26 protein-coding genes are annotated in these 25801 nt (G+C 69.1%); 5 read left to right on the top strand and 21 right to left on the bottom strand.

What is annotated here, in order from left to right; translation table 11 throughout:
- Nucleotides 1-45: 45 nt before the first annotated feature.
- The 11 genes from AX721_RS00550 to purC form a co-directional block, all read right to left on the bottom strand.
- Nucleotides 46-1299 (bottom strand): PepSY domain-containing protein, encoded by a 1254-nt coding sequence (locus AX721_RS00550; RefSeq protein ID WP_068873978.1) that lies wholly within the window; start codon nucleotides 1297-1299, stop codon nucleotides 46-48.
- Nucleotides 1293-3413, bottom strand: a complete 2121-nt coding sequence (locus AX721_RS00555; protein WP_068873979.1) for a TonB-dependent siderophore receptor — start codon at nucleotides 3411-3413, stop codon at nucleotides 1293-1295. The genes AX721_RS00550 and AX721_RS00555 overlap by 7 nt, the downstream gene beginning before the upstream one ends.
- A 75-nt stretch (nucleotides 3414-3488) precedes the next feature.
- Nucleotides 3489-4262 carry an SDR family NAD(P)-dependent oxidoreductase gene (locus tag AX721_RS00560; RefSeq protein WP_068873980.1) on the bottom strand — a complete coding sequence of 258 codons (774 nt, stop codon included), beginning with the start codon at nucleotides 4260-4262 and terminating at the stop codon, nucleotides 3489-3491.
- Nucleotides 4263-4270: 8 nt separating this feature from the next.
- A complete protein-coding gene (locus AX721_RS00565) occupies nucleotides 4271-5323 on the bottom strand; it encodes a phosphotransferase family protein (protein ID WP_068873981.1) in 1053 nt (350 codons plus the stop codon).
- A gap of 52 nt (nucleotides 5324-5375) precedes the next feature.
- Entirely contained in the window at nucleotides 5376-6206 is an 831-nt protein-coding gene (locus AX721_RS00570) for a flagellin (RefSeq protein WP_068873982.1), read from the bottom strand.
- A 104-nt stretch (nucleotides 6207-6310) separates the two neighbouring features.
- The gene (locus tag AX721_RS00575) at nucleotides 6311-8245 is read right to left on the bottom strand and encodes a CocE/NonD family hydrolase (protein ID WP_068873983.1); all 1935 of its coding nucleotides are present in this window, start codon (nucleotides 8243-8245) and stop codon (nucleotides 6311-6313) included.
- Nucleotides 8246-8430: 185 nt separating this feature from the next.
- Nucleotides 8431-9093, bottom strand: a complete 663-nt coding sequence (gene purQ / locus AX721_RS00580) for a phosphoribosylformylglycinamidine synthase subunit PurQ (RefSeq protein ID WP_068873984.1) — start codon at nucleotides 9091-9093, stop codon at nucleotides 8431-8433.
- Between the two features lie 10 nt (nucleotides 9094-9103).
- Complete coding sequence (locus AX721_RS00585; protein ID WP_068873985.1) at nucleotides 9104-9589, bottom strand: DUF3291 domain-containing protein; 486 nt, start codon at nucleotides 9587-9589, stop codon at nucleotides 9104-9106.
- On the bottom strand, nucleotides 9586-9996 hold the full coding sequence (locus tag AX721_RS00590; protein WP_068873986.1) for a hypothetical protein: 411 nt from the start codon (nucleotides 9994-9996) through the stop codon (nucleotides 9586-9588). Before AX721_RS00590 ends, AX721_RS00585 begins: the two co-directional genes overlap by 4 nt.
- The gene (purS, locus tag AX721_RS00595) at nucleotides 9993-10232 is read right to left on the bottom strand and encodes a phosphoribosylformylglycinamidine synthase subunit PurS (protein ID WP_068873987.1); all 240 of its coding nucleotides are present in this window, start codon (nucleotides 10230-10232) and stop codon (nucleotides 9993-9995) included. The genes AX721_RS00590 and purS overlap by 4 nt, the downstream gene beginning before the upstream one ends.
- Nucleotides 10232-10987, bottom strand: a complete 756-nt coding sequence (gene purC / locus AX721_RS00600; protein WP_068873988.1) for a phosphoribosylaminoimidazolesuccinocarboxamide synthase — start codon at nucleotides 10985-10987, stop codon at nucleotides 10232-10234. Before purC ends, purS begins: the two co-directional genes overlap by 1 nt.
- Before the next feature lie 231 nt (nucleotides 10988-11218).
- Between purC and AX721_RS00605 the strand changes: the two genes are divergently transcribed.
- The gene (locus tag AX721_RS00605; protein WP_068873989.1) at nucleotides 11219-11542 is read left to right on the top strand and encodes a DUF1476 domain-containing protein; all 324 of its coding nucleotides are present in this window, start codon (nucleotides 11219-11221) and stop codon (nucleotides 11540-11542) included.
- 175 nt (nucleotides 11543-11717) lie between these two features.
- On the opposite strand, the gene AX721_RS00610 is transcribed toward AX721_RS00605, so the two are convergent.
- The 7 genes from AX721_RS00610 to AX721_RS00635 form a co-directional block, all read right to left on the bottom strand.
- Nucleotides 11718-13136 (bottom strand): coniferyl aldehyde dehydrogenase, encoded by a 1419-nt coding sequence (locus AX721_RS00610; RefSeq protein WP_068873990.1) that lies wholly within the window; start codon nucleotides 13134-13136, stop codon nucleotides 11718-11720.
- A gap of 65 nt (nucleotides 13137-13201) precedes the next feature.
- On the bottom strand, nucleotides 13202-13537 hold the full coding sequence (locus tag AX721_RS00615) for an MmcQ/YjbR family DNA-binding protein (RefSeq protein WP_068873991.1): 336 nt from the start codon (nucleotides 13535-13537) through the stop codon (nucleotides 13202-13204).
- 43 nt (nucleotides 13538-13580) lie between these two features.
- A complete protein-coding gene (gene purB, locus AX721_RS00620) occupies nucleotides 13581-14885 on the bottom strand; it encodes an adenylosuccinate lyase (protein WP_068873992.1) in 1305 nt (434 codons plus the stop codon).
- Nucleotides 14886-14947: 62 nt separating this feature from the next.
- Nucleotides 14948-15556 carry a PEPxxWA-CTERM sorting domain-containing protein gene (locus tag AX721_RS00625; RefSeq protein ID WP_068873993.1) on the bottom strand — a complete coding sequence of 203 codons (609 nt, stop codon included), beginning with the start codon at nucleotides 15554-15556 and terminating at the stop codon, nucleotides 14948-14950.
- Between the two features lie 173 nt (nucleotides 15557-15729).
- Nucleotides 15730-16710 (bottom strand): di-heme oxidoredictase family protein, encoded by a 981-nt coding sequence (locus AX721_RS28700; RefSeq protein ID WP_082765419.1) that lies wholly within the window; start codon nucleotides 16708-16710, stop codon nucleotides 15730-15732.
- Nucleotides 16711-16716: 6 nt separating this feature from the next.
- Complete coding sequence (locus tag AX721_RS00630; protein WP_197422418.1) at nucleotides 16717-17748, bottom strand: YncE family protein; 1032 nt, start codon at nucleotides 17746-17748, stop codon at nucleotides 16717-16719.
- Nucleotides 17749-17931: 183 nt separating this feature from the next.
- Nucleotides 17932-19449: an MFS transporter gene (locus AX721_RS00635; RefSeq protein ID WP_068873995.1), complete on the bottom strand. Its 1518-nt coding sequence runs from the start codon at nucleotides 19447-19449 to the stop codon at nucleotides 17932-17934.
- Between the two features lie 229 nt (nucleotides 19450-19678).
- Between AX721_RS00635 and AX721_RS00640 the strand changes: the two genes are divergently transcribed.
- Both AX721_RS00640 and AX721_RS00645 read left to right on the top strand, forming a co-directional pair.
- On the top strand, nucleotides 19679-20857 hold the full coding sequence (locus AX721_RS00640; protein WP_068873996.1) for a hypothetical protein: 1179 nt from the start codon (nucleotides 19679-19681) through the stop codon (nucleotides 20855-20857).
- Nucleotides 20854-21654 carry a DUF4198 domain-containing protein gene (locus AX721_RS00645; RefSeq protein ID WP_068873997.1) on the top strand — a complete coding sequence of 267 codons (801 nt, stop codon included), beginning with the start codon at nucleotides 20854-20856 and terminating at the stop codon, nucleotides 21652-21654. The genes AX721_RS00640 and AX721_RS00645 overlap by 4 nt, the downstream gene beginning before the upstream one ends.
- On the opposite strand, the gene AX721_RS00650 is transcribed toward AX721_RS00645, so the two are convergent.
- Both AX721_RS00650 and AX721_RS00655 read right to left on the bottom strand, forming a co-directional pair.
- Nucleotides 21641-22477 carry an AraC family transcriptional regulator gene (locus AX721_RS00650; protein WP_068873998.1) on the bottom strand — a complete coding sequence of 279 codons (837 nt, stop codon included), beginning with the start codon at nucleotides 22475-22477 and terminating at the stop codon, nucleotides 21641-21643. The genes AX721_RS00645 and AX721_RS00650 overlap by 14 nt on opposite strands.
- 42 nt (nucleotides 22478-22519) lie before the next feature.
- Entirely contained in the window at nucleotides 22520-23971 is a 1452-nt protein-coding gene (locus tag AX721_RS00655; RefSeq protein ID WP_068873999.1) for an MFS transporter, read from the bottom strand.
- Between the two features lie 109 nt (nucleotides 23972-24080).
- Here AX721_RS00655 and AX721_RS00660 point away from each other — a divergent pair, with 109 nt between their 5' ends.
- Together AX721_RS00660 and AX721_RS00665 are read left to right on the top strand one after the other, a co-directional pair.
- Nucleotides 24081-24701 (top strand): glutathione S-transferase family protein, encoded by a 621-nt coding sequence (locus AX721_RS00660; protein WP_068874000.1) that lies wholly within the window; start codon nucleotides 24081-24083, stop codon nucleotides 24699-24701.
- Nucleotides 24698-25231: a DUF1697 domain-containing protein gene (locus AX721_RS00665; protein WP_231733183.1), complete on the top strand. Its 534-nt coding sequence runs from the start codon at nucleotides 24698-24700 to the stop codon at nucleotides 25229-25231. The genes AX721_RS00660 and AX721_RS00665 overlap by 4 nt, the downstream gene beginning before the upstream one ends.
- Here the strand turns inward: AX721_RS00665 and AX721_RS00670 are convergent.
- Nucleotides 25228-25801 (bottom strand): hypothetical protein (locus AX721_RS00670; protein WP_231754690.1); only part of this gene is annotated, 574 nt, incomplete at its 5' end. The genes AX721_RS00665 and AX721_RS00670 overlap by 4 nt on opposite strands.

A 25801-nucleotide genomic window follows, 5' to 3' on the forward strand; every position in this document is an offset into this window, starting at 1 on the left:
CGCGCCTTCTAGCGGGACTCTCCGGCGTGCGCGAGGGGGCGGGCGTCAGTCGCCGCCCATCTGGAACACCTGGGGCAGCAGGACGAAGGCGGTCAGCACCAGGCCCAGCGCCGGCCAGCGCCACCAGCCCATGCCGACCCACGCGCGGGCAAGGACGGCGCGCAGGCTCCCGGGGCGCCGTTCGGCCCGCAGCAGCCGCAGGCTGTAGATCGCCACGCCCGAGACCGAGAGGCCGGTAAGGAGGGCTCCGAACAGGAACCAGACGATCTTGGTCGGCAGGCCGCCCCAGGTCCCGAAGTGCAGCGGGTCGGCCATTTCGGAGATGCGCTGGTGGACGGAGAGCTCGCGGCCGTCGGCGACCAGGCGGGCCTGGCCGGTCGCCGCCTCAGTCCAGACGCTGTTGGCGCGCGGTCGGACCAGGATCGCCTCGTCCTGGCCCTGGAAGACGAAGGCGCCGGACTTTGCCGTCGGGAAAGCGATGTGCTCGATCCGCAGGTCGGGATTGGCGGCCCGGGCGGCGGCGAGACTGGCGGGCAGCCGGGCCGCGATCTCAGAGGAGGAGAGCCGGGCCGCTTCGACCTTGGCGCGCGGCAGGGGGGGCGCCTTCAGGCCCGTGCTCTCGGCCAGGTACCAGACGCCGGTCAGAATCATCAGCACGACGAACCACAGGGTCCACACGCCCGCCAGGCGGTGGAAGTCCCCGAAAGCGGTGCGTGCGTCGGTGAAGCGGATCGGGCGGAAGAAGCCGCGCCACCACTTCTTGTAGACCACGAACGAGGTGAGCAGGCTGATCAGCAGCAGCACCGCCAGGGACGAGACGATGGGCACGCCCCACTTCACCGGCATCATCAGGTGGCGATGCATGTTGCGAAAGATCCGCTTGGCGCCCACCCAGTGGCCATCGCCCTGAACCACGCCGGTGGTGGGATGGGCATAGACGAAGGCGCGGCCGCCTCCCGGCAGCAGAATGGTCGCGGTGACCGCGAAGCCGCGATCCGGCGGCGCATCCAGGTTGGCGATCTTCGCGTCCGGCGCGTGGCGGGCCACGTTCCGGGCCACCGCGGCCCAGTCCACCGGCCCCTCAACGGTGGTCGGGTCCACCCGCATCGCCGGCCGCAGCACCCAGTCGATCTCGTTGGAGAAGACGGCGATGGTTCCCGTCAGGAACACGAAGCTGAGCAGGATCGCCAGCTTCAGTCCCACCCACTGGTGGACCGCCCACCAGAGGCGGGCGGCCTTGGGCTTGCCGCGCCGAACCGCCGGCGCGGCGCCGATGCGGGGGCCGGCGGCGTCTACCACTGGCGCGACAGCTCCAGGAACACCGAGCGCGGGGCGCCGGGGAAATGGCCCGTGCGGTCAATGAAGCCCGACGCGGCGTAGGTCTCGTCCAGCAGATTGTTGATCCGCAGCAGGGCCTGCCACGGCCCGCGGGTGTAGATCACCGAGGCGTCGAAGATGGTGTAGGGCCGCACCTTCTGGCCGCTGATCGAGGTGCGGACGTCCACGTAGTCGCCACCCAGCGCCACGGCCAGGCCCAGGTCCGGAAACTGGTATCGGGTCCAGAAGCCGAACTTGTTCTCCGGCGCGTTGGCGAAGCGATCGCCAACGGCATTGGACAGCACCGTGCGGCCGTTGTCCTCGGTGATGCGCGTGTCGTTGTAGGCGTAGGACGCGGTCAGCACCCAGTTGGGCGTGACGTCGGCCGAGACGTCGAACTCGACGCCCTTGGAGGTGATCTCGCCGAAAGCGACCTGGTCGTTCACGCCGTCGCCGTCCACATCGCCCCGGGGGTCGGCCTGAAGGATATTGGTGCGGACGATGTGATAGATGGCGGTGGTGGTCTGGATGCGGCCGCCCAGCAGCTCGGTCTTCACGCCGCCTTCGAACATCTCGCCCTCGGTGGGGGCGAAGGGGCCGCCGGCCAGAGGCGTCTGGCTGCTCGCCGACTGCGGCTCGAAGCTCTGGGCCCATTGGCCGTAGAGCGAGACATCCGGGCGCAGGCGGTAGACCAGCCCGGCGCGCCAGGTGAGGGAATCGTCCTCGAAGCGCGCCGCGCCGGTGTCGTCCTCGAACTCATCGTAGCGCGCGCCGACGGTGGCGATCAGCTGGCCCACCGTGGCCTCGTAGAGCAGGTAGCCGCCCATCCGCTTCTGGTCGGTGAAGGTGCGCGTGAAGGCGGGCAGGGCGTAGGTCGAGGTCGAGACCACGCCGTACACCGGATTCAACAGGCTGAGCGGCGGCGGGAAGCCCGCGCGGACGGTGGTCCCGCCCGTGAGGTTGCGGTTGTCCAGGGTGGCGTCCTGCTTGAACCAGTCGCCGCCGAAGAGGACCCGGCTTTCCACGGCGCCCACCTCGCCCGACCAGACGCCGTTGAAACCCAGCGACCAGTAGTCCTGCTTGCGGATCTGGTCGCGGAACTGGCGGCGGGTGGAATCGACCACGCCGTCGCCGTTGGAATCGAACAGGCCCTGGGGCTCGTGATACTGCTGGGTCTCCAGGCTGTTGCTGAAGCGGATCCCGGCGCTGAGGGTCAGGCTGTCGGTCGGCTGGAGGTTCACGAGCGCCTGCAGCACGTCGGCCTCCAGGTTCAGGAAGTCGGTCGGCTCGTTGTGATTCCAGCGACGGTCGGCGAGGAACCGGCCGGTGGCGTCCACTGGCACGCCGCGCAGGCGGTTGGCGGGGAGGTCCTGTTCGTAGCGGGTGGCCTGCAGCGTCACGTCGCCCCGCTCGAATTCGTAGCGCAGGCCGCCATCCAGGATCAGAACCTCGTTGCCGGCGCCGCGGCGGGGGCCGTTCTGGTCCTCGTAGAACACGCCGGCGCGCGCGCTCAGCCCGCTGACCGGCAGGGCGCCGTTGATCTCGGCCGAGGCGCCCTTGCGGCCCTCGGTCCCATAGACGCCGGCCACCCGGGCCGAGAACATCTCGCTGGGCTTCTTGGTGACGTAGTTGAACAGGCCGCCGGGGGCGCCCGGGCCATACAGCATGCCGGCGGGGCCCTTCAGGAACTCCAGGCGCTCGACGTTGAAGAGCTGCGGCACCGAGAAGCCGGCGTAGGGGTCGCCGCGCAGGCCGTCGAAGAAGATCTCCTCCTGCCGGAAGCCCCGCGCGGTGACGCCGGCGTAGGAGAAGAAGCTGACCCCCGAGATGTTGCGGTAGAGGTCCTGGGCGTCGCGTGCGCCCTGGTCGCGGATCAGCTCCGCATTGATCACCTGGACGGTCTGGCTCGACTCCAGCGGCTCGGTGGGCAGACGGCCGACGGTGACCTCCTCGACCCGGTACAGCTTCTGGGCGCGTCCCGTGACCACGATCTCGTCTACGGCCGGCGCGGCCGCATCGTCGGCGGCGAGGGCGACGCCCCCGTCCAGGACCGAGATGGACGTGGCGGCGAACAGCGCCGCGCGAAGCTTACTCATCAAGGCAACCCCCTACTGCGAATGCGTCTGCAAATCACTCGCAACTAGGTCGTTGTCAAGCTGGGCCTGCGCCGGTCAGCGGGTCTGGCCCCCGTCCACAGGCACGACGGCGCCGGTGACGAAGCTGGCCAGGGGGCTCATCAGGAAGGCGGCGACGGCGCCGATCTCCTCCGGACGGCCGAAGCGGTTGAGGGGCACCTCGCGCTTGATCCAGCGGGTCCAGGCTTCGGCGCGCGGACCCGTGGCGTTGGCCTCCCAGGATCCGCCGGGGAAGATGATGTTGCCGGGGGCGATGGCGTTGACGCGCACGTTCTTCGGGCCGGCGATCCGCGCCAGCTCCTTGGTCAGGTGGTTCATCCCCGCCTTGGCCGTGCCGTAGGTCAGCGGCGTGCCCAGCGCGCCCAGGCCGGCGATGGAGCTGATCAGCAGCACGGAACCGTCGCCGCGGGGCGTCATCCGGCGCAGGGCCGCGCGGGCGAGGCGCCAGGCGGAGTCGAGGTTCTGGGTGAAGCCGGCGTCCCAGGTCTCGTCGTCCACCTCGAAGCCGGGCGGGCAGGGGTGCAGGCCGACATTGGCGACCGCGCCGAAGATCGGGCCGAGCTCGTCCTCGGCGCGGGCGACCGCGTCCTCGATGACCTTGGTGTCCCGCATGTCGCCGGAGATCGCGAGCAGCCGGTCGGCGCCGTAGGCTTCGGCGAGGCGGGCGCGGGTTTCCTCCAGCGCTTCGGCGCCGCGGGCGGTGATGGCGAGCTTGGCGCCCTCCGCCAGGCAGGCCTCCACGATGCCCAGCCCGATGCCGCGGCTGGCGCCGGCGACGAAGATGACCTTGCCGTCCAGTTGCAGGTGCATGGGCGCTCCTATTCGCGGCCTTCGAGGATCGCCAGCGCCTGTTCGGCCAGCGGCGGGCAGCCGTTGACGGCCTCGCGCTCGCTGGCCAGCACGCCGGCCAGGGTGCGGGCGTAGACGCCCTGGGAGATCGAGGCCAGGCGGAAGATCGAGAAGGCCATGAGGAACGGCCAGTCCGGAATCTCGCCCCGGCCCGTGCGCCGGCAGTAGGCGGCCACGTACTCGGCCTCGGTGGGGATGCCGCTGGCCGCCAGGTCGACGCCGTCTAGGCTGCCCCAGCTCGGCGAATGCGAGCGCCAGATGAAGGCGTTGTAGGCGATGTCGGCCAGCGGATGCCCGATGGTCGAGAGCTCCCAGTCGAGGACGGCGATGATCCGCGGCTCGGTGGGGTGGAACATCACGTTCTCGAGCCGGTAGTCGCCGTGCGCGATCGACACCGACTGGTCGGCGGGGATGCGGGCCGGCAAGGCCTCGATCAGGGCGTCCATCGCAGGAATCGTCTCGGTGGCGGCGTCGCGGTACTGGCGGGTCCAGCGGGCCACCTGTCGCTCGAAATAGTTGCCCGGCCGGCCGTAGTCGCCCAGGCCCACGGCCTCGACGTCCACCTGATGCAGCTTGGCGAGCGTGGCGTTCAGGTCGTCGTAGATGGCGGCGCGTTCCGGCGGGGTCATGCCGGGCAAGGACGCATCGCGGAAGATCCGGCCTTCCAGGTAGTCCATGACGTAGAAGGCCGTGCCGATGACCTCGGGGTCCTCACAGAGCGCGCGCATCTTCGGGACCGGGATGTGGCCATCGAGGGCCTTCATCACCCGGTACTCCCGGTCCACCTGGTGGGCGCTGGACAGCAGCTGGCCCGGCGGCTTCTTGCGCAGGACGTAGTGGCGGCCGGTCCCGCTGGTCAGCAGGAAGGTGGGGTTGGACGCGCCGCCCTGGAACTGGCGCACGCGCAGGGTCTCGCCGATCTCCGGCAGTTCGGCCTTGAGCCAGGCGTGGAGCCGGGCTTCGTCGAAGCGGTGCTTGTCGACGACATCGCGGACGGGAGGATCGGTGGCGGTCGCGGTCATGGCCGCCAGACTGACGCGCCGGGCGCCGGGGTCAATCGTGTCCTAGGGGCAGCTACCGGAAGAGCTGGAGCAGGTAGGACGGCTGCTGGTTGGCGATCCGCATGGCCACGATGGCCAGCTGCTGGCGCACCTGCAGCGCCTGCCAGCGGGCGCTCTCCTTGGCGAGGTCGGCGTCGACGAGGTTGCCGATCCCGGCCTCCAGCGCATCCTGCTGCTTCTCCACGAACTTGAGATGGCTCTCCAGGCGCTTGGAGCCGGTCCCCAGGCGGGAGATCGCGTTGTTGACGTTCGCCGTGGCCGTCGCGACGTCGGCGACCGAGGTGGGCGTAAAGCTTCCCATCAGGTCGGCGGGCAGGCCCGAGAGCAGCGCGCCGCTCGTCGACAGGTCCAGGTGGTCGACGTCGATGGTCGAGGTGGCGCTGGTGTTGGCGAGGGCGCGGACCCGGTCCGTCGATCCACCACCGGCCAGGAGATTGAGACCCCCGAAGCTGGCGTTCTGGACGGCGGTGTCGATCTGGCGGCGCAGCGCCAGATAGTTTTCGTTGATCGCGATGCGGGCCGGGTCCGAGGCGGGGTAGTCCGCCGCGGAGACCGCCAGGGCCTTCATCTCGTTCAGCAGTTCGGAGACGGACTCGGCGGCGGTGATCGCGACGTCGACCACGCCCATGCCGCGCTGAAGCGAGCTCTTGACGGCGTCCAGGCCGCGGACCTCGGCGCGCTGGTTCTGGGCGATGGCCCAGATGGCGGGGTTGTCCTTGACGCTGTTGACCTTGCGGCCGGTCGTGATGCGCATCTGCACCTCGGCCATCTCCGCATTGATCGCGTTGAACGTGGCGATGGCGACCATCGAGCCCACATTCGTATTGATGCTGTTGAACGGCATCACGCGACCCAGGAACCTTTCGGGACGGCCCGTGGGCCGTGGAGCGTTCTGCCCCACGGCCAGGATGCACGGTCAGGTTTAGCCAACCGTTACCGCACGCCGTTCTATTGCAGCGGAACCACCGGCAGCTCGATGGACGAGGCGGTGTCGCCGGTCAGGTAGATGCGCTGGGTGGCCTTCCTGTAGTCCGACGGCTTGGCGAAGAAGACGTTGGGCACGAAGGTCTGCGGGTTGCGGTCGTAGAGCGGGAACCAGCTGGACTGGACCTGGACCATGATCCGGTGCCCCGGCTTGAACACGTGGTTCGTGGGCGGCAGCTCGTAGCGGTACTTCTGCACCTTGCCGGCCGGGATCGGCTTGGGCGTCTCGAAGCTCTCGCGGTAGCGGCCGCGGAAGATCTCCATGGCCACGCCCAGTTCGTAGCCGCCCATCTGCGGGTCGGACGGCACGGTGTCCGGATAGACGTCGATCAGCTTCACGACCCAGTCCGAGTCCGTGCCGGAGGTGGAGGCGAACAGGTTCACCACCGGTTCGCCGGAGATCTTGAGCGGCTCTTTCAGCGGCTCGGTGACGAAGGTCAGCACGTCGGGGCGGCCGTCCACGTGGCGCTGGTCCGAGGTCAGCCAGAAGCGCCACTGGTCCGGATCGTCCCAGCGCACCGGCCGGCGCACGTAGGGGACGGGCTTGGCCGGGTCGGACACGTACTCCTCGTAGGCCCCGCCCTGGGTCGGCTTGTCGAAGGAGAGGCCCAGGCCAGGCGTCAGGTAGATCGGCTTCATCCCCGCGGCGCAGCCGCTTTCGCAGGCCAGCGGATACTTCTGGAGCCGGTTCCACTCCATGGCGCCGGAATCGAAGATGAAGACCGGCGGAATGTCCGCCTTGGGGCCGTTCGTCTTCAGATGCTGATCCAGGAACGGCTTCATCACCTTGGTGCGGAACTCGGTGGCCGTGTCGCCGGGCAGCTTCAGGTTCGGCCCGAGCTGGCGCTGCTCGTAGTTGACCCCGGAGTGCCGCCAGGGGCCCAGCGCCAGGAAGTTCATGTCGTTACCCGCATCCTTGGCCTCGGTGGCCTGGTAGGCCTTGATGGCGCCGTAGATGTCCTCCTGGTCCCACAGGGCCCCGACCCAGAGGGTGGGCACCTTCAGCGGCTGCTTGGCCAGGATCTTGTCCAGGGCCTGGCCCTGCCACCACGCGTCGTAGCTCGGATGCTCGCTGATCTTGCGCCAGGCCGGGATCTGGTCGAGGCCTGCGGCTTTGGCGTAGTCGCCCGCCGAGCCGGCGCGCAGGAAGTTGTCGTAGTCGTCGAAGCCCTGGCGCGGGATGTCGTCGCCTTCGCCCTTCACCGTCATCTGGCTGGTGAACCAGTCGAAGTTGATCATCCGGAACGCGCCGTTCTGGAACCAGTCGTCGCCCATCCAGCCGTCGACCATGGGGCTCTGCGGCACGGCGGCCTTCAGCGCGGGGTGCGGATTGATCAGGGCCATGGCCGAGGTGAAGCCGGGATAGGACGAGCCGGTGATCCCGACGCGGCCGTTGCTCTCCTTCAGGTTCTTCACCAGCCAGTCGATGGTGTCGTAGGCGTCGGTGGAGTGGTCGACGTCGGTGCTGTTCAGCGGGCCGCGCAGGGGCCGGTTCAGGACGTAGTCGCCCTCCGAGCCGTACTTGCCGCGGACGTCCTGGTAGACCCGGATGTAGCCGTCGGCGAGGAAGGGCTCGTCCACCTGCTGGCCGGTGGCGGCGGCGTGCGGCGAGAGCGCCCGCTGGGCCGCGCGCTTGGCGTTGTAAGGCGTCCGGGTCAGCAGGATCGGCGCGTCCTTGGCCCCCTTGGGGATGATCATCACCGTGTAGAGCTTGGTCCCGTCGCGCATGGGGACCATTTCGACCCGCTTGACGTAGTCGTAGGCCGCGGTCGGCCACTGGAAGTCCTTGGCGATGTCCGGCGTCATCGTCGGCGTGGGCGCCTGGGCGGCGGCCGGGGCGAACGACAGGGCGAGCGCGGCGCAGGCGGCGGCGCTTCGAAGCAGAAGTTTGAAGGTCATGCGGATCCTCGGGGAGTCGTGGCGTGACCTTAGGGCCGGATCCCCGTGAGCCGCAATTCCGCCGCGACGGGCGGTCCTAGAGCGCAATCCGCCGAAGTGGAAGCCGGTTCGGCGGAGAGATTGCGCTCAAATCAAAGAGATAGAGCCTTCCCCCTTCAAATGATTCCATTTGAAGGGGGAAGGCTCTAGGCGCTGGCCAGGGCGCTCTGGAAGAGGATCGCGCCGTCGGCCGACCCGAGCTCCGCCTCGAAGGCGCGGTCGGGATGCGGCATCAGGCCCAGGACGTTGCCGCGAGCGTTGACGATGCCGGCGATGTCGCGCGACGAGCCGTTGGGGTTGTCGCGGTACCGGAAGACCACCTGGCCCTCGCCCTCCAGCCGGTCGAGGGTGGCCTCGTCGGCGAAGAAGTTGCCCTCGCCGTTGCCCACGGTCATCGCCACCTCGCGGCGGCCGGCGTAGCCGGCGGTGAAGCGGGTCTGGCTGTTGGTGACCTCCAGCTCCACCGCCTTGCAGACGTACTTGAGCTTCTCGTTGCGCAGCAGGGCGCCGGGCAGCATCTGGGCCTCGCACAGCACCTGGAAGCCGTTGCAGATGCCCACCACCGCGACGCCGCGCTCGGCGGCGGCCTTCACCTCGGTCATGGCCGGGGAGAGCGAGGCCATGGCCCCGCAGCGCAGGTAGTCGCCGTAGGAGAAGCCGCCGGGCAGCACGATCAGGTCCAGGCCGTCGGGCAGGGCGGTGTCGCCGTGCCAGACCATCTCCACCTTCGCGCCCGTCGAGCGCTCGATCGCCACCTTGCAGTCGCGGTCGCAGTTGGAGCCGGGGAAGACGATGACGGCGGCTTTCATCTCAGGGTCCTCATGCGCACTCGTCCAGCACCGGTATGGCGGGGCGGCCATCCGGAGCCGGGAAGGGGGTCTTGAACGTGAACGCCGCGGGCGTGGGGCCCAGGCGCTCCAGCAGCTCCAGCTTCGCCAGGCCTTCCTCGACCGTGGGCGTGTGGCCGACGGGGACCCACCACAGCGTCTGGTAGACCTCCATCGCCTCGAACCACTCGCGGCGGCGGCGCATGATGTCGCGATGGGCGCTGCGGTAGACGAAACCGGCCAGGGCGTCCATGTCGGTCCACACCGACATGTTCACGGCGAAGAGGGGATCGTCGGGCCTGGGCTGCAGGTCGGTGGCGTTGTTGCCCTCGCCGACCAGACGCCAGACGAAGCCGGGCATGCCGTCGGCCAGGGCGTTGATGCGGTCGAGGTTGTTCTTGAAGTCGGCGATCTGTGGGTGGTCCACCGGCTGCAGCAGCCGCCCCACGTTGATCTGCGCCAGGTGAAATCCGGTCATTTCTTGCGGGTCCAGTGCTTCAGGCCGTCGAGGTAGGCGTGGAGCTGATCGTAGCCCTTGCGGTCGCCGTAGGGGCAGCCGGTGGTCACGACATCCGAGCCCTTCGCCTGCTGCATCATGATCGCAGGATGACCCGGCGCCCCCGTCTTGGTGATCAGATAGGACGTCCGGCCGTCGGCGCTACTGTAGAAGCGGTAGGGCTCGGCCGGGTCCTCGGGCGCGGGCACAAGCTGGGCCTGGGCCACCAGCGCCGCCGACTGGGCCTCGAACGGCTGGGCGCAGTCGAGGGCTAGGTAGGTCGGGGGCGCCTCGGCCGGCTTCGCGCAGGCTCCGAGCGCGAGGAGGGCGGGAAGGGCCGCGCAGACTCCGAGTGTTTCGCTCCCCCGGCGGGGGAGCCGCGCCCTCACGCCAGCTCCACCCGGTAGCTTTCGATCACGGTGTTCGCGAGCAGCTTCTCGCACATGGCCTTGACCTCGGCCTCGGCCGAGGCGGCGTCGCCGGACTTGAGGTCGAACTCGATGGTCTTGCCGACGCGGACGTGCTCGACCTCGTTCCAGCCCAGGCCGTGCAGCGCCTGCTCGACTGCCTTGCCCTGGACGTCGAGGACGCCGGGCTTGAGGAAGACGTGGACTTTAGCGCGCACTAGTGGAGGCCCCCCTGAATCACGGTGGGCATCTCCTTCATGATCCCGAGCCGGCGCGCAACCTCGGTGTAGCTCTCGATCACGTTGCCCAGGTCGCGGCGGAAGCGGTCCTTGTCCATCTTCTCGTTGGTGACGCTGTCCCACAGGCGGCAGCTGTCGGGACTGATCTCGTCGGCCAGGATGATGCGGGCGAAGTCGTTTTCGTAGACGCGGCCGAACTCGATCTTGAAGTCCACCAGGGTGATGCCGACGCCGGCGAACAGCCCGGTGAGGAAGTCGTTCACCCGCAGGGTCAGCGCCATCATGTCGTCGATCTCCTGGGTCGAGGCCCAGTTGAAGGCGGTGATGTGCTCCTCCGAGACCATCGGGTCGTGGAGCTTGTCGTCCTTCAGGTAGAACTCGATGATCGAGCGCGGCAGCGCCTGGCCCTCCGGCAGGCCGTAGCGGGTGGAGAGCGAGCCGGCCGCGACATTGCGGCACACCACCTCCAGCGGGATGATCTCGACTTCCTTGATCAACTGCTCGCGCAGGTTCAGCCGCTTGATGAAGTGGTTCTGAACCCCGATCGAGTTCAGCTTGGTCATGATGTATTCGCTGATCCGGTTGTTGATCACGCCCTTGCCCTCGAGCACGGCCTTCTTGGTCGCGTCGAAAGCTGTCGTATCGTCCTTGAAGTACTGGATCAGGGTGCCGGGCTCGGGGCCCTCATAGAGGATCTTGGCCTTCCCCTCGTAGATCTTCTTACGGCGGGTCATCTCGTGGCCTTCTCCATGACGAGGACTTACCGGTTCGGGAAAACGAAAACGCGCGCGGTTTCATGCTCGCGCGCGGGTCCGACTCGGCCTCTCGCCCCATTACAGGCGTGGCAAAAATAGCGTGTGCGACGCTGCGGTGCAAACTCGGCCGGCGATGCCTCTTTCCATTGCGGCCCCGGTCGGCGCACGATATGGGATCGCCCGCTCCAAGACGCTGACCCCCAGGACCCGATGACCACCTTCGACGATCGCGAGCAAGGCTTCGAGCGGAAGTTCGCCCTCGACCAGGAGCAAGAGTTCAAGGCCCATGCGCGCCGCAACCGCGCGCTGGGCGAATGGGCCGCCGGCCTGATGGGCCTGCAGGCGCCGCACATCGAAGAATACGCCAAGGCGGTGGTGAAGTCGGACTTCGAGCTGCCCGGCGACGAGGACGTGTTCCGCAAGGTGTTCGAGGACCTGAAGGGCTCGGGCGTCACCGTGTCGGAGGGCGAGGTCCGCATGAAGATGGCCGAGCTGCTGGCCCAGGCCCGCGAAGGCGTCCGCAACGGGGGCTAGAGCTCCCGCCTGCTGTGTCATCCCGGTTTCGCGGCACGCGAAGACCGGGACCCCGATCTGTTGAACGTCTTGTCGTGGCGCGGTGGTGAAGCCGCGTTTCATGCTGCATACGCCCCACATCGGGGTCCCGGTCTCCGGCTGCGCCGGAACCGGGATGACAGCCGTTGAGGTCGGGTCAGCGCCTTATCTGCGCCGCCAGCATCTTGCGGATCGAGGGCCCGTAGGGCGGGCGCAGGGCCTGGAGCGGGCCGATGTCCTTCTTGATCTGGCTGTAGATCGCCTTGCGATGGCTGAACTCCAGGAAGCCGTCGTGGCCGTGGTAGCTGCCCATGCCCGAGGGGCCGACGCCGCCGAAGGGCAGCTCTTCCTGGGCCACGTGCATGATCACGTCATTGACGGTGACGCCGCCGGGGGTGGTCCGGGCCAGCACCTTCTCGCGCTCGGCCTCGTCGTCGCCGAAGTAGTAGAGGCCCAGCGGCCGGTCGCGGCCGTTCACGAAGGCGATGGCCTCGTCGACGCTGCGGTAGCTTTTCACCGGCAGGACCGGGCCGAAGATCTCCTCCTGCATCACCTTCATGTCGTCGGTGGGCTCCAGGATCAGGGTGGGGGCGATCTTGCGATGCTCCTGTTGGGTCAGGTCCTCGCCCTCGGGTTTCAGCTCCACGATGCGGGCGCCCTTGGCGCGGGCGTCGTCGATGTAACCGGTGATCCGCTCGTAGTGCCGCTGGGCGACGATGGAGGTGTAGTCGGGGTTGTCCTTGATGGTGGGGAACATCTTGGAGACCGAGGCCCGGGCCGCCTCGACGAAGCCCTCGACCCGGTCGTCCGGAGCCAGGACGTAGTCGGGCGCCAGGCAGATCTGGCCCGCGTTGAGCGTCTTGCCGTTCATGATCCGCGCCGCGGCCACGCCAAGATCGGCGGACTTGCCGAGAATCACCGGGCTCTTGCCGCCCAGCTCCAGGGTCAGGGGGACCAGATTGTCGGCCGCCGCGCGCATCACATGCCGGGCGATGGAGGTGGCGCCGGTGAAGATCAGATGGTCGAAGGGCAGATGGGCGAAGGCCTCGCCGATCTCCGGCCCGCCCGTCACCACGGCGATCTCCTCCTCGGAGAAGACCTTGCCGAACATGGTCTTCATCAGCTCGGAGGTGGCGGGGGTGTATTCCGACGGCTTGATCATGGCCCGGTTGCCGGCGGCCAGGATGCCGGCCAAGGGTGCGAAGGTGAGGTTTACCGGAAAGTTCCACGGGCTGATCACACCCACCACGCCCTTGGGCTGGTAGCGGACCTCGGCCTTGGCGCCGAAGAGGCCGAGGATGGCCGGGGTGGTCTTGCGCTTTTCCGGACGCATCCACTTGGCCAGGTGCGCCTTGGCGTGCTTCAGCGGGCCGATGGAGCCGGCCACGTCGGTGAAGGCGGTGGCCTCGCGCGAGCGGGAGCCGAAGTCGGCGTTGAGCGCCTCCTCGATCTGGGTGCGGTGATCGATCAGCAGAGCGATGCAGCGGTCGATCCGCTCGATGCGCTGCTCGGCCGTCGGCGCGCCGTCGCGCAGGTGCGCGGCCTTCTGGCGCGCCAGGATCCCTTGCATGTCCATGTGTGACGTCCTCCCGTTGCGCGAGAGGTGACCGGCTTTCCCCGGGGGGCGTCAAGGGCGGAGGTTTAGCCTCGGCTTTCGATCAGGGGGCGGCTGACCTTCTTCGGGACGATCTGGGCCCAGGCCTCGCGGACGAGGGCCGCCAGCCCGGCCTCGTCGAGGTGGGCGATCTCCACGTAGGCCCAATGGACGGTGGCGACCTTGCAGGGCTGGAAGGTGTCGGGGCGGATCTCGAAGAGGAGTTCCTGATGGGGCTTGTCGAGCTTGAGGACGACGCGGCCGTCCAAGGCCAGGGCGAAGGTCTTCTTGCCCACGTTGAACCAGGGGTCGCCCTTGTAGGTGACCTCGTGCGCACCCGGCAGGGCGAGGGCGAGGCGGCGGAGGTCTTCGATGTCGGCCATGGTGGCGAGAAGATAACCGCCAAGACGCCGGCGGCGTGAAGCTTTAGGCCTGCTCGCCGAAGACGCGGGCGAAGACGCGGTCGACGTTCTTGAAGTGGTAGCCGAGGTCGAAGAGCTGCTCGAGCTCGTCGTCCGAGAGGGTGATCTCGGGGTCCGCCTTGAGGAAGTCGAGGAAGTTTCCTTCGCCGCGCCAGACCTTCATGGCGTTGCGCTGGACCGCAGCATAGCTGGCCTCGCGCGACAGGCCCTTCTGGGTGAGGCCGAGGAGGACGCGCTGGGAGTGGACGAGGCCGCCGAGGCGGTCGAGGTTCCTGGCCATGTTCTCGGGGTAGACCACCAACCGTTCGACCACGCTGGCCAGGCGGCGCAGGGCGAAGTCGAGGTGGACGGTGGCGTCCGGGCAGATGCCGCGCTCGACCGAGGAGTGGCTGATGTCGCGCTCGTGCCACAGGGCCACGTTCTCCATGGCCGGGACCACGGCGGAACGGACCAGGCGGGCCAGGCCCGTGAGGTTCTCGGTCAGGATCGGGTTGCGCTTGTGCGGCATGGCCGACGAGCCCTTCTGGCCCACGTCGAAGGGCTCCTCGGCTTCGAGGACCTCGGTGCGCTGCAGGTGCCGGATCTCGACCGCCAGACGCTCGATGGAGCTGGCGACCACCGCCAGGGCGGCGAAGTAGGCCGCGTGGCGGTCGCGGGGGATGACCTGGGTGGAGACCGGCTCCACCGCCAGGCCCATCTTGTCGGCGACGTAGGCTTCCACCTCGGGCGCGACATTCGCGAAGGTGCCGACGGCGCCGGAGATCGCGCAGGTGGCGATCTCGAACTTGGCCATAGCCAGCCGTTCCTTGGCGCGCTGGAACTCGGCATAGTGGCCGGCGAGCTTCAAGCCGAAGGTCGTGGGCTCGGCGTGGATGCCGTGGCTGCGGCCGACGGTCGGGGTCAGCCTGTGCTCGAAGGCGCGTTTCTTCAGGGCGGCCAGGACCATGTCGACGTCCTCGATGAGCAGGTCGGTGGCCTGGACGAGTTGGACGGCGAGGGTGGTGTCGTTGACGTCGGAGGACGTCATGCCCTGGTGCAGGAAGCGGGCCTCGGGGCCGACGATCTCGGTGACGTGGGTGAGAAAGGCGATGACGTCGTGCTTCACCTCGCGCTCGATCTCGTCGATGCGGTCGGCGTCCCAGATGGCGTCGCGGCCCTTTTCCCAGATGACCCGCGCGGCCTCCTTGGGGATCACGCCCAGGTCCGCCATGGCGTCGGCGGCGTGGGCCTCGATCTCGAACATGATCTTGAAGCGGGTCTGGGGGGCCCAGATCGCGGCGGCTTCCTTGCGGGCGTAGCGGGGGATCATGGGCCGGGTGTCTGAGGCGACGCCCCGGCCAAGTCAATGGGCCGCGAGGCTGGGGCGTGCGGCTAGGCCAGGACCCGCGCGCGGCGGCGCAGGGCGGCGCCGGCCATGCCGAAGCCGCCGATCATCAGGGCCCAGGTGGCGGGCTCGGGCACGAGCGCCGGGGCGGCGCCGAGGTCGGGACGCTCGTCCTCGTCGGGCAGAAGGATGTTCCCGGGCGGGCCGTCGTTCGGCGCGCTCAGCGCGCTGAAGCCGCCGACGCCCGTCTTGGGCTGGTAGATCTCGAGCACCAGGGTGAGTTCGCCGTCCTCGGGGTTCCATGTGAAGGCCTGGCCGTTGAACATGAGCTCATCGCCGGCGATGCCGCCCATGGTGAAGTTGCCCCAGGTCCCCAGCTCCTCGCCGTTCAACTGGAACGAGAGGCGGAAGGTCTTGCCGTCCAGGCTGCCCAGCACGGCGCGGTCCAGCTTGAGTTGGCCGACCGTCATGGGCCCGGCGGCGTCCTTGGCCGACCAGGTCTGGGTGAAGACGCCCTTCTCGTTGAAGCAGGTGGACTTGCCGCAACCGTCGTTCCGCGCCGCCTGCAGGATGGTCGCCGCCTGCGCGGGCGCCGCCGAGATCGAGAGCGCAGCCGCCATCGCGGTCGCGGAGACCGCCGTCAGAACCCAGCGCATGGAGCACCCCATTAGCGTTACTGTTGGGTATCTGACTCATCTCAAGGTGGAATCACAAGCCCCCACGCTCTCAGAGGGAATGCAGTTCGCGTCCTGGGCGAGTTCCGGCGGGTCGGGTTTGCGATGTCCTTTTCCCCGCCGCGGCAACCCCATTTCCCCCGCCGGTTCAGGGTTCAAAATGACCGTAGATACTCAAGTAGCGCTTGCTTGGTCTCTTCAGGGAGAGATTCGAACGCCCGGCGTGACGATTCCGCCTCCAAGCGATGGGCCACGATCGCGGCTTCGATGCTGTTGGCCGACCCGTTGTGAAGATAGGGGGGACCGAGCGAGTTGAGACCCCACAAAGGGGTGGTGCGGATCGGGCCCCGAGGGCTAGTTCCGATATCGTGCGCTGATAGGTCGCTGAACGGGTAGATGACGGTGCGGGCGAAGCGTGGGCCAGCTCCGGAGCCGAGCTCTAGAGCCGGGACGTGGCATGATGAGCACCCGATCCGGGCGAAGATTTTCGCCGACGATTCTGACTCGCGCGTAGGTCGGGCCGGCGGCGCCAAGTTTCGAAGGTAGGTCACAACGTCGTCTATGTCGCCGTCGGGAATCCCCGCTGTGCAGCGTGTCGGATAGGCGTCGGCCACCCGGCGACGCGCGCAGTGGCGGCTGGTAGAAACGCCCAACTCGGTCGCGAATGCAGTGCTTACGAATTCGCGTAGACTTGGCTGGACGTTGTGAGCTCCCATCCGGAAGGGACCGATCCCGGCCTTCGGCTCGACCGCCTCCAGGAAGCCCACCCCATATAGCCCAGGGGTTCGCCGAAGGTCGCCGGCCGTGTCGTGCGCGATGGATCGTTGAAGAATCTCTTCCCGCTCACCCGCAGCAGCTTGAGTGTCGATAGACACTAGCGCCCTATCGGCCATCCCGCTGCCCCCGGGGGTCGGCACGCTGTGGCAGGCGACACAACTCGGTGCGTTGGCCACGCCCGACCGCTCGCGCTCCCAGCTTCGCGCGAAGAGTCTCGCCCCGCGTTCGAAGGCGACTGCATCGCTAGCGGAGAGCCCAGGTAGGGGTTCACCAAAGTAACGTGTGACCGTCGGTGCGTCGGCGGCCAGAGCCGAAGCCGCGACACTCCACGCGGCCAGACCCAGCTTGAGCAGCCGCATTGCCGTCTAGTTCACCGGTCGGATCATTTCGATGCCGTACGGAGCCTTACCCACCGCAATAGCCTTCTTAATCTGGCCGGTCGTTGTGTCGACAACGACGACTTGGTTGTTGGCCAGGTCGGTGAAAATCCCCGTTTTGCCATCGGCGGTAAGCGCTACGTTCTTCGCGGCGCGGGCGGTCGAGACTCCAGACGGATTCAGAACGGCGCCTGCGTCGAGCAGTCGGCCGGCCGTAAAGCTGCTCGCGCCACCTTCGCCGACGGCGTCCATGAGGGAGAGGTTTCCGGATCGGTTGTTGGCCACGAGGAGCCGAGTACCCTCAGGGTTGGTTGCGATGCTCCACGGGTTGCGGCCCACCGGCTGCGACTTTACGACCACTCGCTTGGCGACGTCGACTGCGACCACAGAGTGGTCGCCGTTTGCCGCTACATAGGCGACGCTGCCATCCTTAGGAGCCACGACAGTATAGGGAAGCAGCCCGACCTTCACCTTGCCCAGCACTCGCCCCGAAGTGCCGCCGAGCTCGAGAACGTGCAAATCCCCGCTGGCCCATCCGGTTATCAAGCCGAGCTTGCCGCCCTGCGCTAAGGCGACGCCGTAGGGCTGCAAACCCACCGGAATTTCGTAGAGCACCTTCCGGTTTTCCACATCCACGACCGATACAGTGTCGCTGCCGGAGTTGGCGACGAGAAGCTTCTTGTCACCATCGTACAGTTGAAGGTCGCGGGGGGATTTGCCCGTCTTCACCTTCCATTCGACGAGTTGCGCCACGATATCGACAGCGATTACCTCATCGCCCCCGCTGCATGACACGTAGGCCCGGCTACCCGCCGCGTTCACCCGGACGTCATACGGCTTCGGGCAACCCGCTGCCTTGAGGACGTCTATCGACCAGACCTCCTCTTTGCCATCCTGTCCCTGCGTGTCGAGCAGAGCGACCCGGTCGTCGCCCCAGTACGTGACCATCGCCAAACGATCGCCGTTGGCGCTGGCTCCTCCAGCCTGCGCTGCGCTCCCCTGAGCAAGCGCAATGGCCAAGGCAGCCCACATTGCTGCGCGCATTAGTCGCCCCCTAAATTTCTGATGAACGCTGACGCTCGACGCGGTTTCGAGGGTTGCTACCTCGGAGCGAGATTGCCCGGAGCACAACCAATGTCAAGTGAAAGAACGGCGTTCCAGATTCCGCTGAATTGCTGAGAGAACGGGCTCTGTGGATAAATTTTAGCCCGCCGCGCGCGCCGCCGCCGCCGCGTCGCCCGCGTCGGCCGCAGCCCGGGCGCGGGCCATGTCCTTGGGCAGGGTGATGGCGGCCAGCAGGTAGTGGACCCCGGCCCAGCCGTAGATCAGCAGGTTCGAGAGCAGGCCCATCCGGGTGCCCTCCGACATCGAGGTGGTGCAGGCGGCCGAGAGCTCGGCGGACGAGCCGGCCGGCGCCACGCCGCCCTTGCAGACCTGGAGGAAGTCGCCGGCCATGCCCTTGGCCGTGAAGGCGGCGCGGGCGAACTGGTCGATGCACCAGCCGCAGAAGGGAGGTCCGAAACCCAGGGCGATCAGGTTGAGCACGAAGAACAGCAGCGCCACGGCGGTGGCGCGCATGCGCACGTCCATGGCGTTCTGCACCACCCCGAACGTCGGGCCGAGGTAGGTGTAGTGCAGCACGCCGGCGAGGAGCCAGAAGGGCACCGCCAGCTGCCAGACGTCGCGCGAGAAGGCGAAGAGGTAGAGGGGCGTTGCGACCAGCAGGCCGATGCCGGGCACCAGGGCGTACCAGCGCGTGTTGCGCTTGCTGGCCCAGTCGGTGAGGAAGCCCCCCAAGAGGGTGCCGGCGCCGTTCGCGACGCCCGCCACCAAGCCCACCAGCAGGCCCACGGTGGCGAGGTCCAGGCCGAACTCGCGGATGAAGTACGGCGGCACGTACTGGCCGGTGCCGTAGCCGGCGAAGCTGGCCATGGTGATGCCGGCGATCATGTGGAACATGCCCCACGAGCCGAACAGGCGCTTGGCCACGGCCACGATCGAGGGCGGCGGGTCGACGGTGCGGGCCGGCCCTTCGGACGGGGCGCCGGCTTCCGAGGCCTCCTGGCCCAGGGCGGCGGGCGGCTCGGCCTCGAGGGCGACCTGCTTGTCGCTCCAGCCCCGGGGCGGCTCCTTGATGATCAGCTTGATGGCGATGGCGACGGCGATGCCCGGCAGGCCCACCAGCATGAAGGCCGCCTGCCAGGACACGTTCTGGGCGATCCAGCCCCCGGCGATGGCCCCGAACATGGTGCCCAGCGGGATGCCGAAGGCGTAGATCGACAGGGCCGAGGCCCGCTTCTTGGGTTCGAAATAGTCGCTGATCAGGCTGTGGGCCGGCGGCGACATGCCCGCTTCGCCGACGCCGACACCGACGCGGTAGAGCAGGAGTTGCACGAACGAGGTCGCGGTGCCGCACAGGGCGGTGAAGGCCGACCAGACCACGATGGCGATGGCGATGATGTTGACCCGGCTCTTGCGCTCGGCCAGCCGGGCGATCGGGATGCCCAGGGTCGTGTAGAGCAGGGCGAACGACAGGCCCCCCAGCCAGCCGAGCTGCTGGTCCGACAGCTCCAGGTCGACCTTGATGGCCTGGCCGATGGTCGAGATGATCGTGCGGTCGATGAAGTTGAAGGTGTAGGCCACCACTAGCAGCCACAGGACCGTGTTGCGGTAACCCAGGGAATACGCAGGCGCCCCGGGCGCGGCATTGGCTGGCGGCATGAGTGGCAGGCTCCCGGCGCCCCGGTGACCGGGGGGTCTGTTGTTGGTTGTCGGCGGGACGTTAGCCGGGGATTTGAGCGGGCGGTAGGGGGACGCTAGGGGAACGCTCCCCGGCCCGTCCCCGTCCCTCGCGCCGCCAACGGCGCCGGATCGCTAAAGATTTCGACAGCGGGAGCGGGCTGGCGGCGGCTAGGTAGCTGGCAGGAGCAACGGCTGGGCGGATCGTGGGATGGGTATAGGCGAACGTGCGCGCCGCTTCGGGGCGCGGGTCCTGACGGCCGGGATGTTCGCGTTGGCGGGCGCCGGCGCGGGGCGGGCTTCGGACCACCTGGACAGCGCCGCCGTGGTGGCTGATCCGGCGGCCGATATCGGGGATGTCTATGCCTGGATGTCGCCGGATGCGAAGCGGCTGAACCTGGCGATGACCATCGTGGGCAAGGCGTTTTCCGACCGGCACGCCTATGTTTTCCACGTGGACAGCGGGCCGCGGTTCGGGGCGACGCAGACGAAGGTCGACATCACCTGCAGGTTCGATGGCGCGACGGCCGACTGCCGGGTCGGCGGCCCGAAGGGCCTGGCCGGCGCCGAGGGGCGGATGCGGGTGTTCGCCGGTCCGCGGGACGATCCGTTCTTCAACAACGTGCTGGGCACGCGGGACGCTTACGACGCCGCGGGCGCGGCGCTGAGGGCCGGGGCGGCGATGGATCGGGCCGGGTGTCCGGCGTTCGATGCGGACGTCTCGCGGGACATCCTGCGCCGCTGGGGCCGCACCGAAGGCGGGCCGGCGAAGAACCTGCTGGCGGGCTGGACCCCGGCCGCGCTGGTGGTGTCGGTGGACGTGGAGACCGTGGCTCCCGGCGGCCGGATGCTGGCGGTATGGGCCGAGACGGCGACCGCGGAGGGCCGGATCGACCGGATGGGCCGGCCGCTGACCGGCAACGCACTGCTGGGCACGCTGGGCCCCCCTGAAGCCGCCGAGGCGCTGAAGACGCAGTACAACCGCGCCACGCCGGCCGACTCGGACGTCTTCGTGGGCGAGATCGAAAAGAGCCTCGGGCTGTACGACGGCTTCGACGGCGAGTGCGGGAACGCCTGGCTCGCCGACGCCGAAGGCGGACCGTCGCGCTACCTGCCTCTGGCGACGCTGCTGGCCGACGACCGCCTGTGGGTGAATGGCGCGTCGGGAACCTGTACGGAGCTGTTCGCGGTGGAGCGGTCGGCGCTGTCGGGGCGCCGGGACATGGCGGGCGACTGTGGGGGGCGGACGCCGAACCTCGACGCGATGGACGCCTACCGCGCGCTGCTGGTGAACGGGACGACGTCGGGCGTGAGCGACGGCGTGGATCGGGACGAGATCGGGGCCGGGGCGACGTTCCCGTTCCTGGCGGCCCCGGGGGCGAACCGATGAGGGCCTGGCTGGCGGCGGGCTTCGCCCTGGTCGCAGGCGGCGCCCAGGCGCACGACTTCTGGATCCAGCCGCAGAGCTTCGCTGTCGAGCCCGGCGGCGCCGCGGCGATCACCCTTCAAGTCGGGGACGGGGCCGAGCGGCGACGCTCGTCAATCCCACGGCGTCGGATCGTGCGGTTCGAGGCGGTGGGACCGGACGGGACCGTGCGGGACATGGCCGGATCCCTGACGCTCGGGGCGAACGGCGGCGATGCGGCGGTGCGCTTCGACGCTGCCGGCGCGCACCTGCTGGTGCTGATGACCGACGCGGGGGGCCGCAGCCGGCTGCCGGCTGGGCGGTTCAACGCCTACCTTGTCGAGGAGGGCCTCACCCCGGCCCTGGAAGCGCGGACCGGGGCAGGGCGGAACGAACGCGACGGCGCCGAACGCTATCGGCGCGCGGCGAAGGCGATCGTCCAGGCGGGCGGCGGCGAGGGCGCCGCGACGCGACCGGCGGGCCTTCCGCTCGAGATCGTGCCCCTCGCTTGGCCAAGGACCGGAGCCGGCCGGCTGCCGGTGCGGGTGCTGTTCGAGGGAAGGGCGCTGGCGGGCGCCTTGGTGAAGTTGACCGACCTGGCCGGCGCGGCCGGGCCGCAGGCGACGATGCGGACGGATGCGGCGGGGGAGGCGGTCTTCGCCGCGCCGCCGGCGGGCGCCTGGCGGCTGAGCGTGGTGTGGACCAAGCCGCTGGGGCCCGAGGCGGACGCCGACTTCGAGACGACTTTCGCGACCCTGACGTTCGGAACTAGCGCGCCTTGACCGGGCGTCGACGGCGGAGGGCGGACGGCGGGCGCCCGTAGGCCCGGCGGAAGGCGGCGGTGAAATGGCTGTGGCTGGAGAATCCGAGGTCGAGGCCCAGCGCGGTGAGGTCGTCGGCCTCGGGCAACAGGTCCAGGGCCCGCGCCAGGCGCAGGTGCAACTGATGGCGGTAGAGCGGCACGCCTTCCACGGCCTGGAAGACCTGGGTGAGGTAGACCGGCGAGCCCCCCACCTCGGCGGCGATCTCCGCCAAGGTCCAGCGGCGGGCGGGATCGGCGCTGAGCACAAGCTTGGCCCGGTCGGCGAGCCGGCGGCGGCCGGCGGTCCCGCCGACGGCGCGGCTGGTGCGCGGCCCGAGGGCGCGACGCGCCAGGGAGAGGGCGAGGCTCTCGGCCTGCAGCGGCTCGAGGTCGCCGGCGGCGAGGCCGTGGCGGAGTTGGGCGGCCAGCGCCTGGGCCTGCGGGTCGATGCGGCGGCGCTGGTCGTGGAAGGCCAGCGTCGGGGCGCGGCGGAGCAGGGGCTGGGGCGCCAGTTCGCTGAGCACGCCCGCGTCGAGCGCGAAGGAAAGGCAGGCGTCGCCGCCGGCCACCGGGTGGGCGATGCGGTAGCCCTCGCCGGCGTTGAAGAACAGGACCTGGTTGGCCTCGGCCACCGCGAGGTCCCGGCCGACCTGCCGGGTGTAGACGCCCCGATAAGGGAAGACGAGTTCGGTCGCCGTGGCGCATTCCTCGGCGCTGGCGTGCCGGCAGGTCCCGCGGCAGCGGATGTCCCGGACGACGAGCGTCCGGGTCCACAGCAGGGTCTGGACGGCGACTTCGGTCATCGCCGCCTGGTTACGCGCGCCGACGGCGCAGCTCAAGCCGCTCTAGCTGACCGTGTCCTCGCGGATGGTGCGGCGCGCCAGCCAGAAGCAGGCGAAGGCGATCAGGCCGAACATCGTCGAGGCGATCAGGGCCCAGCGCACGCCCTCGCCGACGGCGCTGGCGCACGTGGCCTTGGCGGCGCCGACGGCGGCCTTGCACGCCCCGACCGAAAGTCCTGCGTCGGCGAGCATCATGTTGGCCGAGAAGTCGGACACCGCGCCCACGGCCACGGGGCCGAGGCCGAGGCCGATCAGGTTGATGATGAACAGCAGGATCGCGGCGGCGGTGGCGCGCATGTGCGGCGGCACGACCGACTGGCCGGTGCCGTAGACGGGGCCGTACCAGAGGGTGGCCAGGAAGGCGTTGACCGCCAGCAGGCAGAAGGCGAGCGTCGCCGAGCCCACGGTGACGGCGGCGATATAGACGGGAATGGTGACCAGGCTGGCGACGGCCGGGGTGATCATGTAGGCGCGCAGATCGTTCTTGCCGAACTTGTCGGCGATCATCCCGCCGACCAGGGCGCCGATGGTTCCCGCCGTACCGCTCATGATGCCGAGCGCCAGGCCGACGAAGCCGCGGGACTGCAGGTCGAAGCCGAAGATGTCGCCGAAGAGCGTCGCAAGGCGCGACACCTCCTCGGCGTGGTTGCGGAAGAAGAACGAGGCCGTGAACGGCGCGTGGCCGTAGCCGATGAAGGCCTTGACGGCCGCGGCGAGGGCGATGAACCAGAAGGTCCGCTTGGTGGCCAGGTAGCGCATGGTTTCGCCAAAGGTGGCGCTGGCCGCCTTCACCTGGGCCGCATGGCGCGCGAGCCGGGCGCGAGGCTCCTTGAGGGTGAAAAAGGCGAGGGCCGCGAAGACCAGGCCCGGGACGCCGGCCACCAGGAACGCGGCGCGCCACCCATACGCATCGGCGACCAACCCGCCCATGATCAGGCCCACCAGAGTGCCGATGGGCGTGCCCATCGAGTAGAACGCCAAGGCCGAGGCGCGCTTTTCCTTGGGAACGTAGTCGACGATGAGCGAGTGGGCGGGCGGCGTGCAGCCAGCTTCGCCCACGCCGACGCCGACCCGGTACAGGAGGAGCTGCCAGAAATTCCCGGCGGTGGCGCAGAGCGCCGTGAAGCCGCTCCAGACGGCGACGGACGAGCCGATGATCACCGCCCGGTTCTTGCGCTCGGCCAGCCGGGCGATCGGAATGCCCAGGACGGTGTAGAAGATCGCGAACGCGAGCCCGCCCAGAAGACCCATCTGGGTGTCGGTGAGGTGCAGCTCGAGCTTGATGTCCTCGATCAGGATGTTGAGCACCTGACGGTCGAGGAAGTTGATGATGTAGATGCCGAGCAGCAGCCACATGACGTAACGCGTGTAGCCGACCGAGAATGGCGTGGCGGAGTCGTCCGGAAGCGCCGGCTTCGCTGCAGGTGTGGCGTCGGGCGACACGGCTTCAGTCATGGGGGACGCGTTCCTCTGGTTTTCTTTGTGCTTGGCCCGAACTAGATGGCGCCCTGCGGCCGGCCGCAACGATTCAAGTGTTTCAAAACAGCAGTATGGAGCGAGCGCGATGGAGCTGGTGATCGGAACCAAGCGGTGGTCGACATGGTCGTTGCGACCCTGGCTTGCGCTGAAGCGCTCTGGGCTGGCTTTCACCGAAACCCTGGTGGAGCTTCGCCAGGAGAACAACGCGAGCGAGGCGCAGATCCGGGTGCATTCGCCCTCGGGCCTGGTGCCCGTGCTGAAGGACGGTGGGCTGACGATCTGGGACAGCCTGGCGATCTGTGAATATGTGGCGGAGAAGGCGCCGGGCCTGTGGCCGGCCGACCCGGTGGCGCGGGCCCTGGCGCGCGCGGCGACGGCCGAGATGCACTCCGGGTTCGCCTCGCTGCGCGGCGAGTGCCCCATGGCGCTGGAGGCCGAGCCCAGGCCCACCGAGCTGTCGCCGGCCACGCAGAAGGACATCCGCCGGATCGTCACGGTCTGGAGCGAGCTGCTGGGCCGGTTCGGCGGGCCGTTCCTGGCCGGCGAATGGTCGATCGCCGACGCGTTCTACACCCCGGTGGCGACCCGGTTCCGGACCTATGGGGTGAAGCTGTCCGACTATGGCGACACGGGCGCGGCGGGCGAATACTGCCAGCGCCTGCTGGAGACGCCGGAGTTCCTGGAATGGGAGGCGGCCTCGAAGTGAGGCGCCTGGCCGGGCTCCTCCGCGCGGTGAACGTCGGTGGGCGCAAGCTGCTGATGGCCGACCTGAAGCGGATCGCGGCGGAGGCGGGGTTCGACAGCCCCGCCACCCTGCTGGCCAGCGGCAACCTGCTGTTCGGCTCGCGCCTGGCGCCGGCGCAGGCCGAGGCGGCGCTGGAGGCGGGGATCGCCAAGGACCAGGGACTGGCGACGGACGTCATGGTCCGCGACCACGCCCAGCTGCAGGCCGTCATCGCGGCCAATCCCTTTCCGCGACAGGCGAAGGACGAGCCCAACCGGCTGATGGTCATGTTCCTGACCGGGACGCCGCAGGCCGGGCTCGAGGCGCTGGAAAGCGCCTGCGTCGCCGGGGAACAGGTGCGCGCCGGGCCCGGCTGCCTCTACATCTGGTTTCCGGGCGGGGCGGGCACATCGAAGCTGTCGAACGCCCTGATCGAGCGCCGCCTGAAGGTGCGCGGCACGATGCGCAACTGGAACACTGTGGGCAAGCTGGAAGCCCTCTTGGCCGGCTAGCCGCCGCGGCTGCGGGCGAAGAGCAGGTCGGACCAGCGCCAGTCGCCGGCGCCCACCACCACCCGGGGCGAGGCCGGACCATCGTCCAGCGAGACCACGATGAGGCCGCGCACCCGCTGCTGGCGGCAGGCTTCCGGCGCGAAGGCGACCTCCCACATGATGGCCTCGCGGACCGAGGCGAGGCCTTTGCCCTCCTGGCCCGGATGGGTGACCCAGTCGCCGTTCCAGACGCGGATCGCGCGGCCCTGATGCGCCTGCGCCATCGCGGCCTGGACGCGGCGGTCCTTGCGCAGCTTGGCCTGCAGCCAGGCGACCATGTCGCAGCGCCCGCCGCCGCCGCCCGCGCCGACGCCGGAACCGGCCTTGGCGGCAGAGGCGAGCTCGGCGTCGCTCACCTCGGCCGCCAGGTCCGTGACCGGGCCGGAGTCGGCCTCGATAGGCGCCACGTCGGGCGGGGGCGCGCGCACCGGTCGCGAGACCGTGCGCCGGGGCGGCGTCGGTTTGGGCTTGGGCTCGACCTTGGGCGGCGGCGGCGGGCGCTGCGACATGGTCGCCTGGCTGCAGGCCAAG

It is taken from the genome of Phenylobacterium sp. CCH9-H3, from assembly GCF_001557235.1.
Classification (GTDB): domain Bacteria; phylum Pseudomonadota; class Alphaproteobacteria; order Caulobacterales; family Caulobacteraceae; genus Phenylobacterium.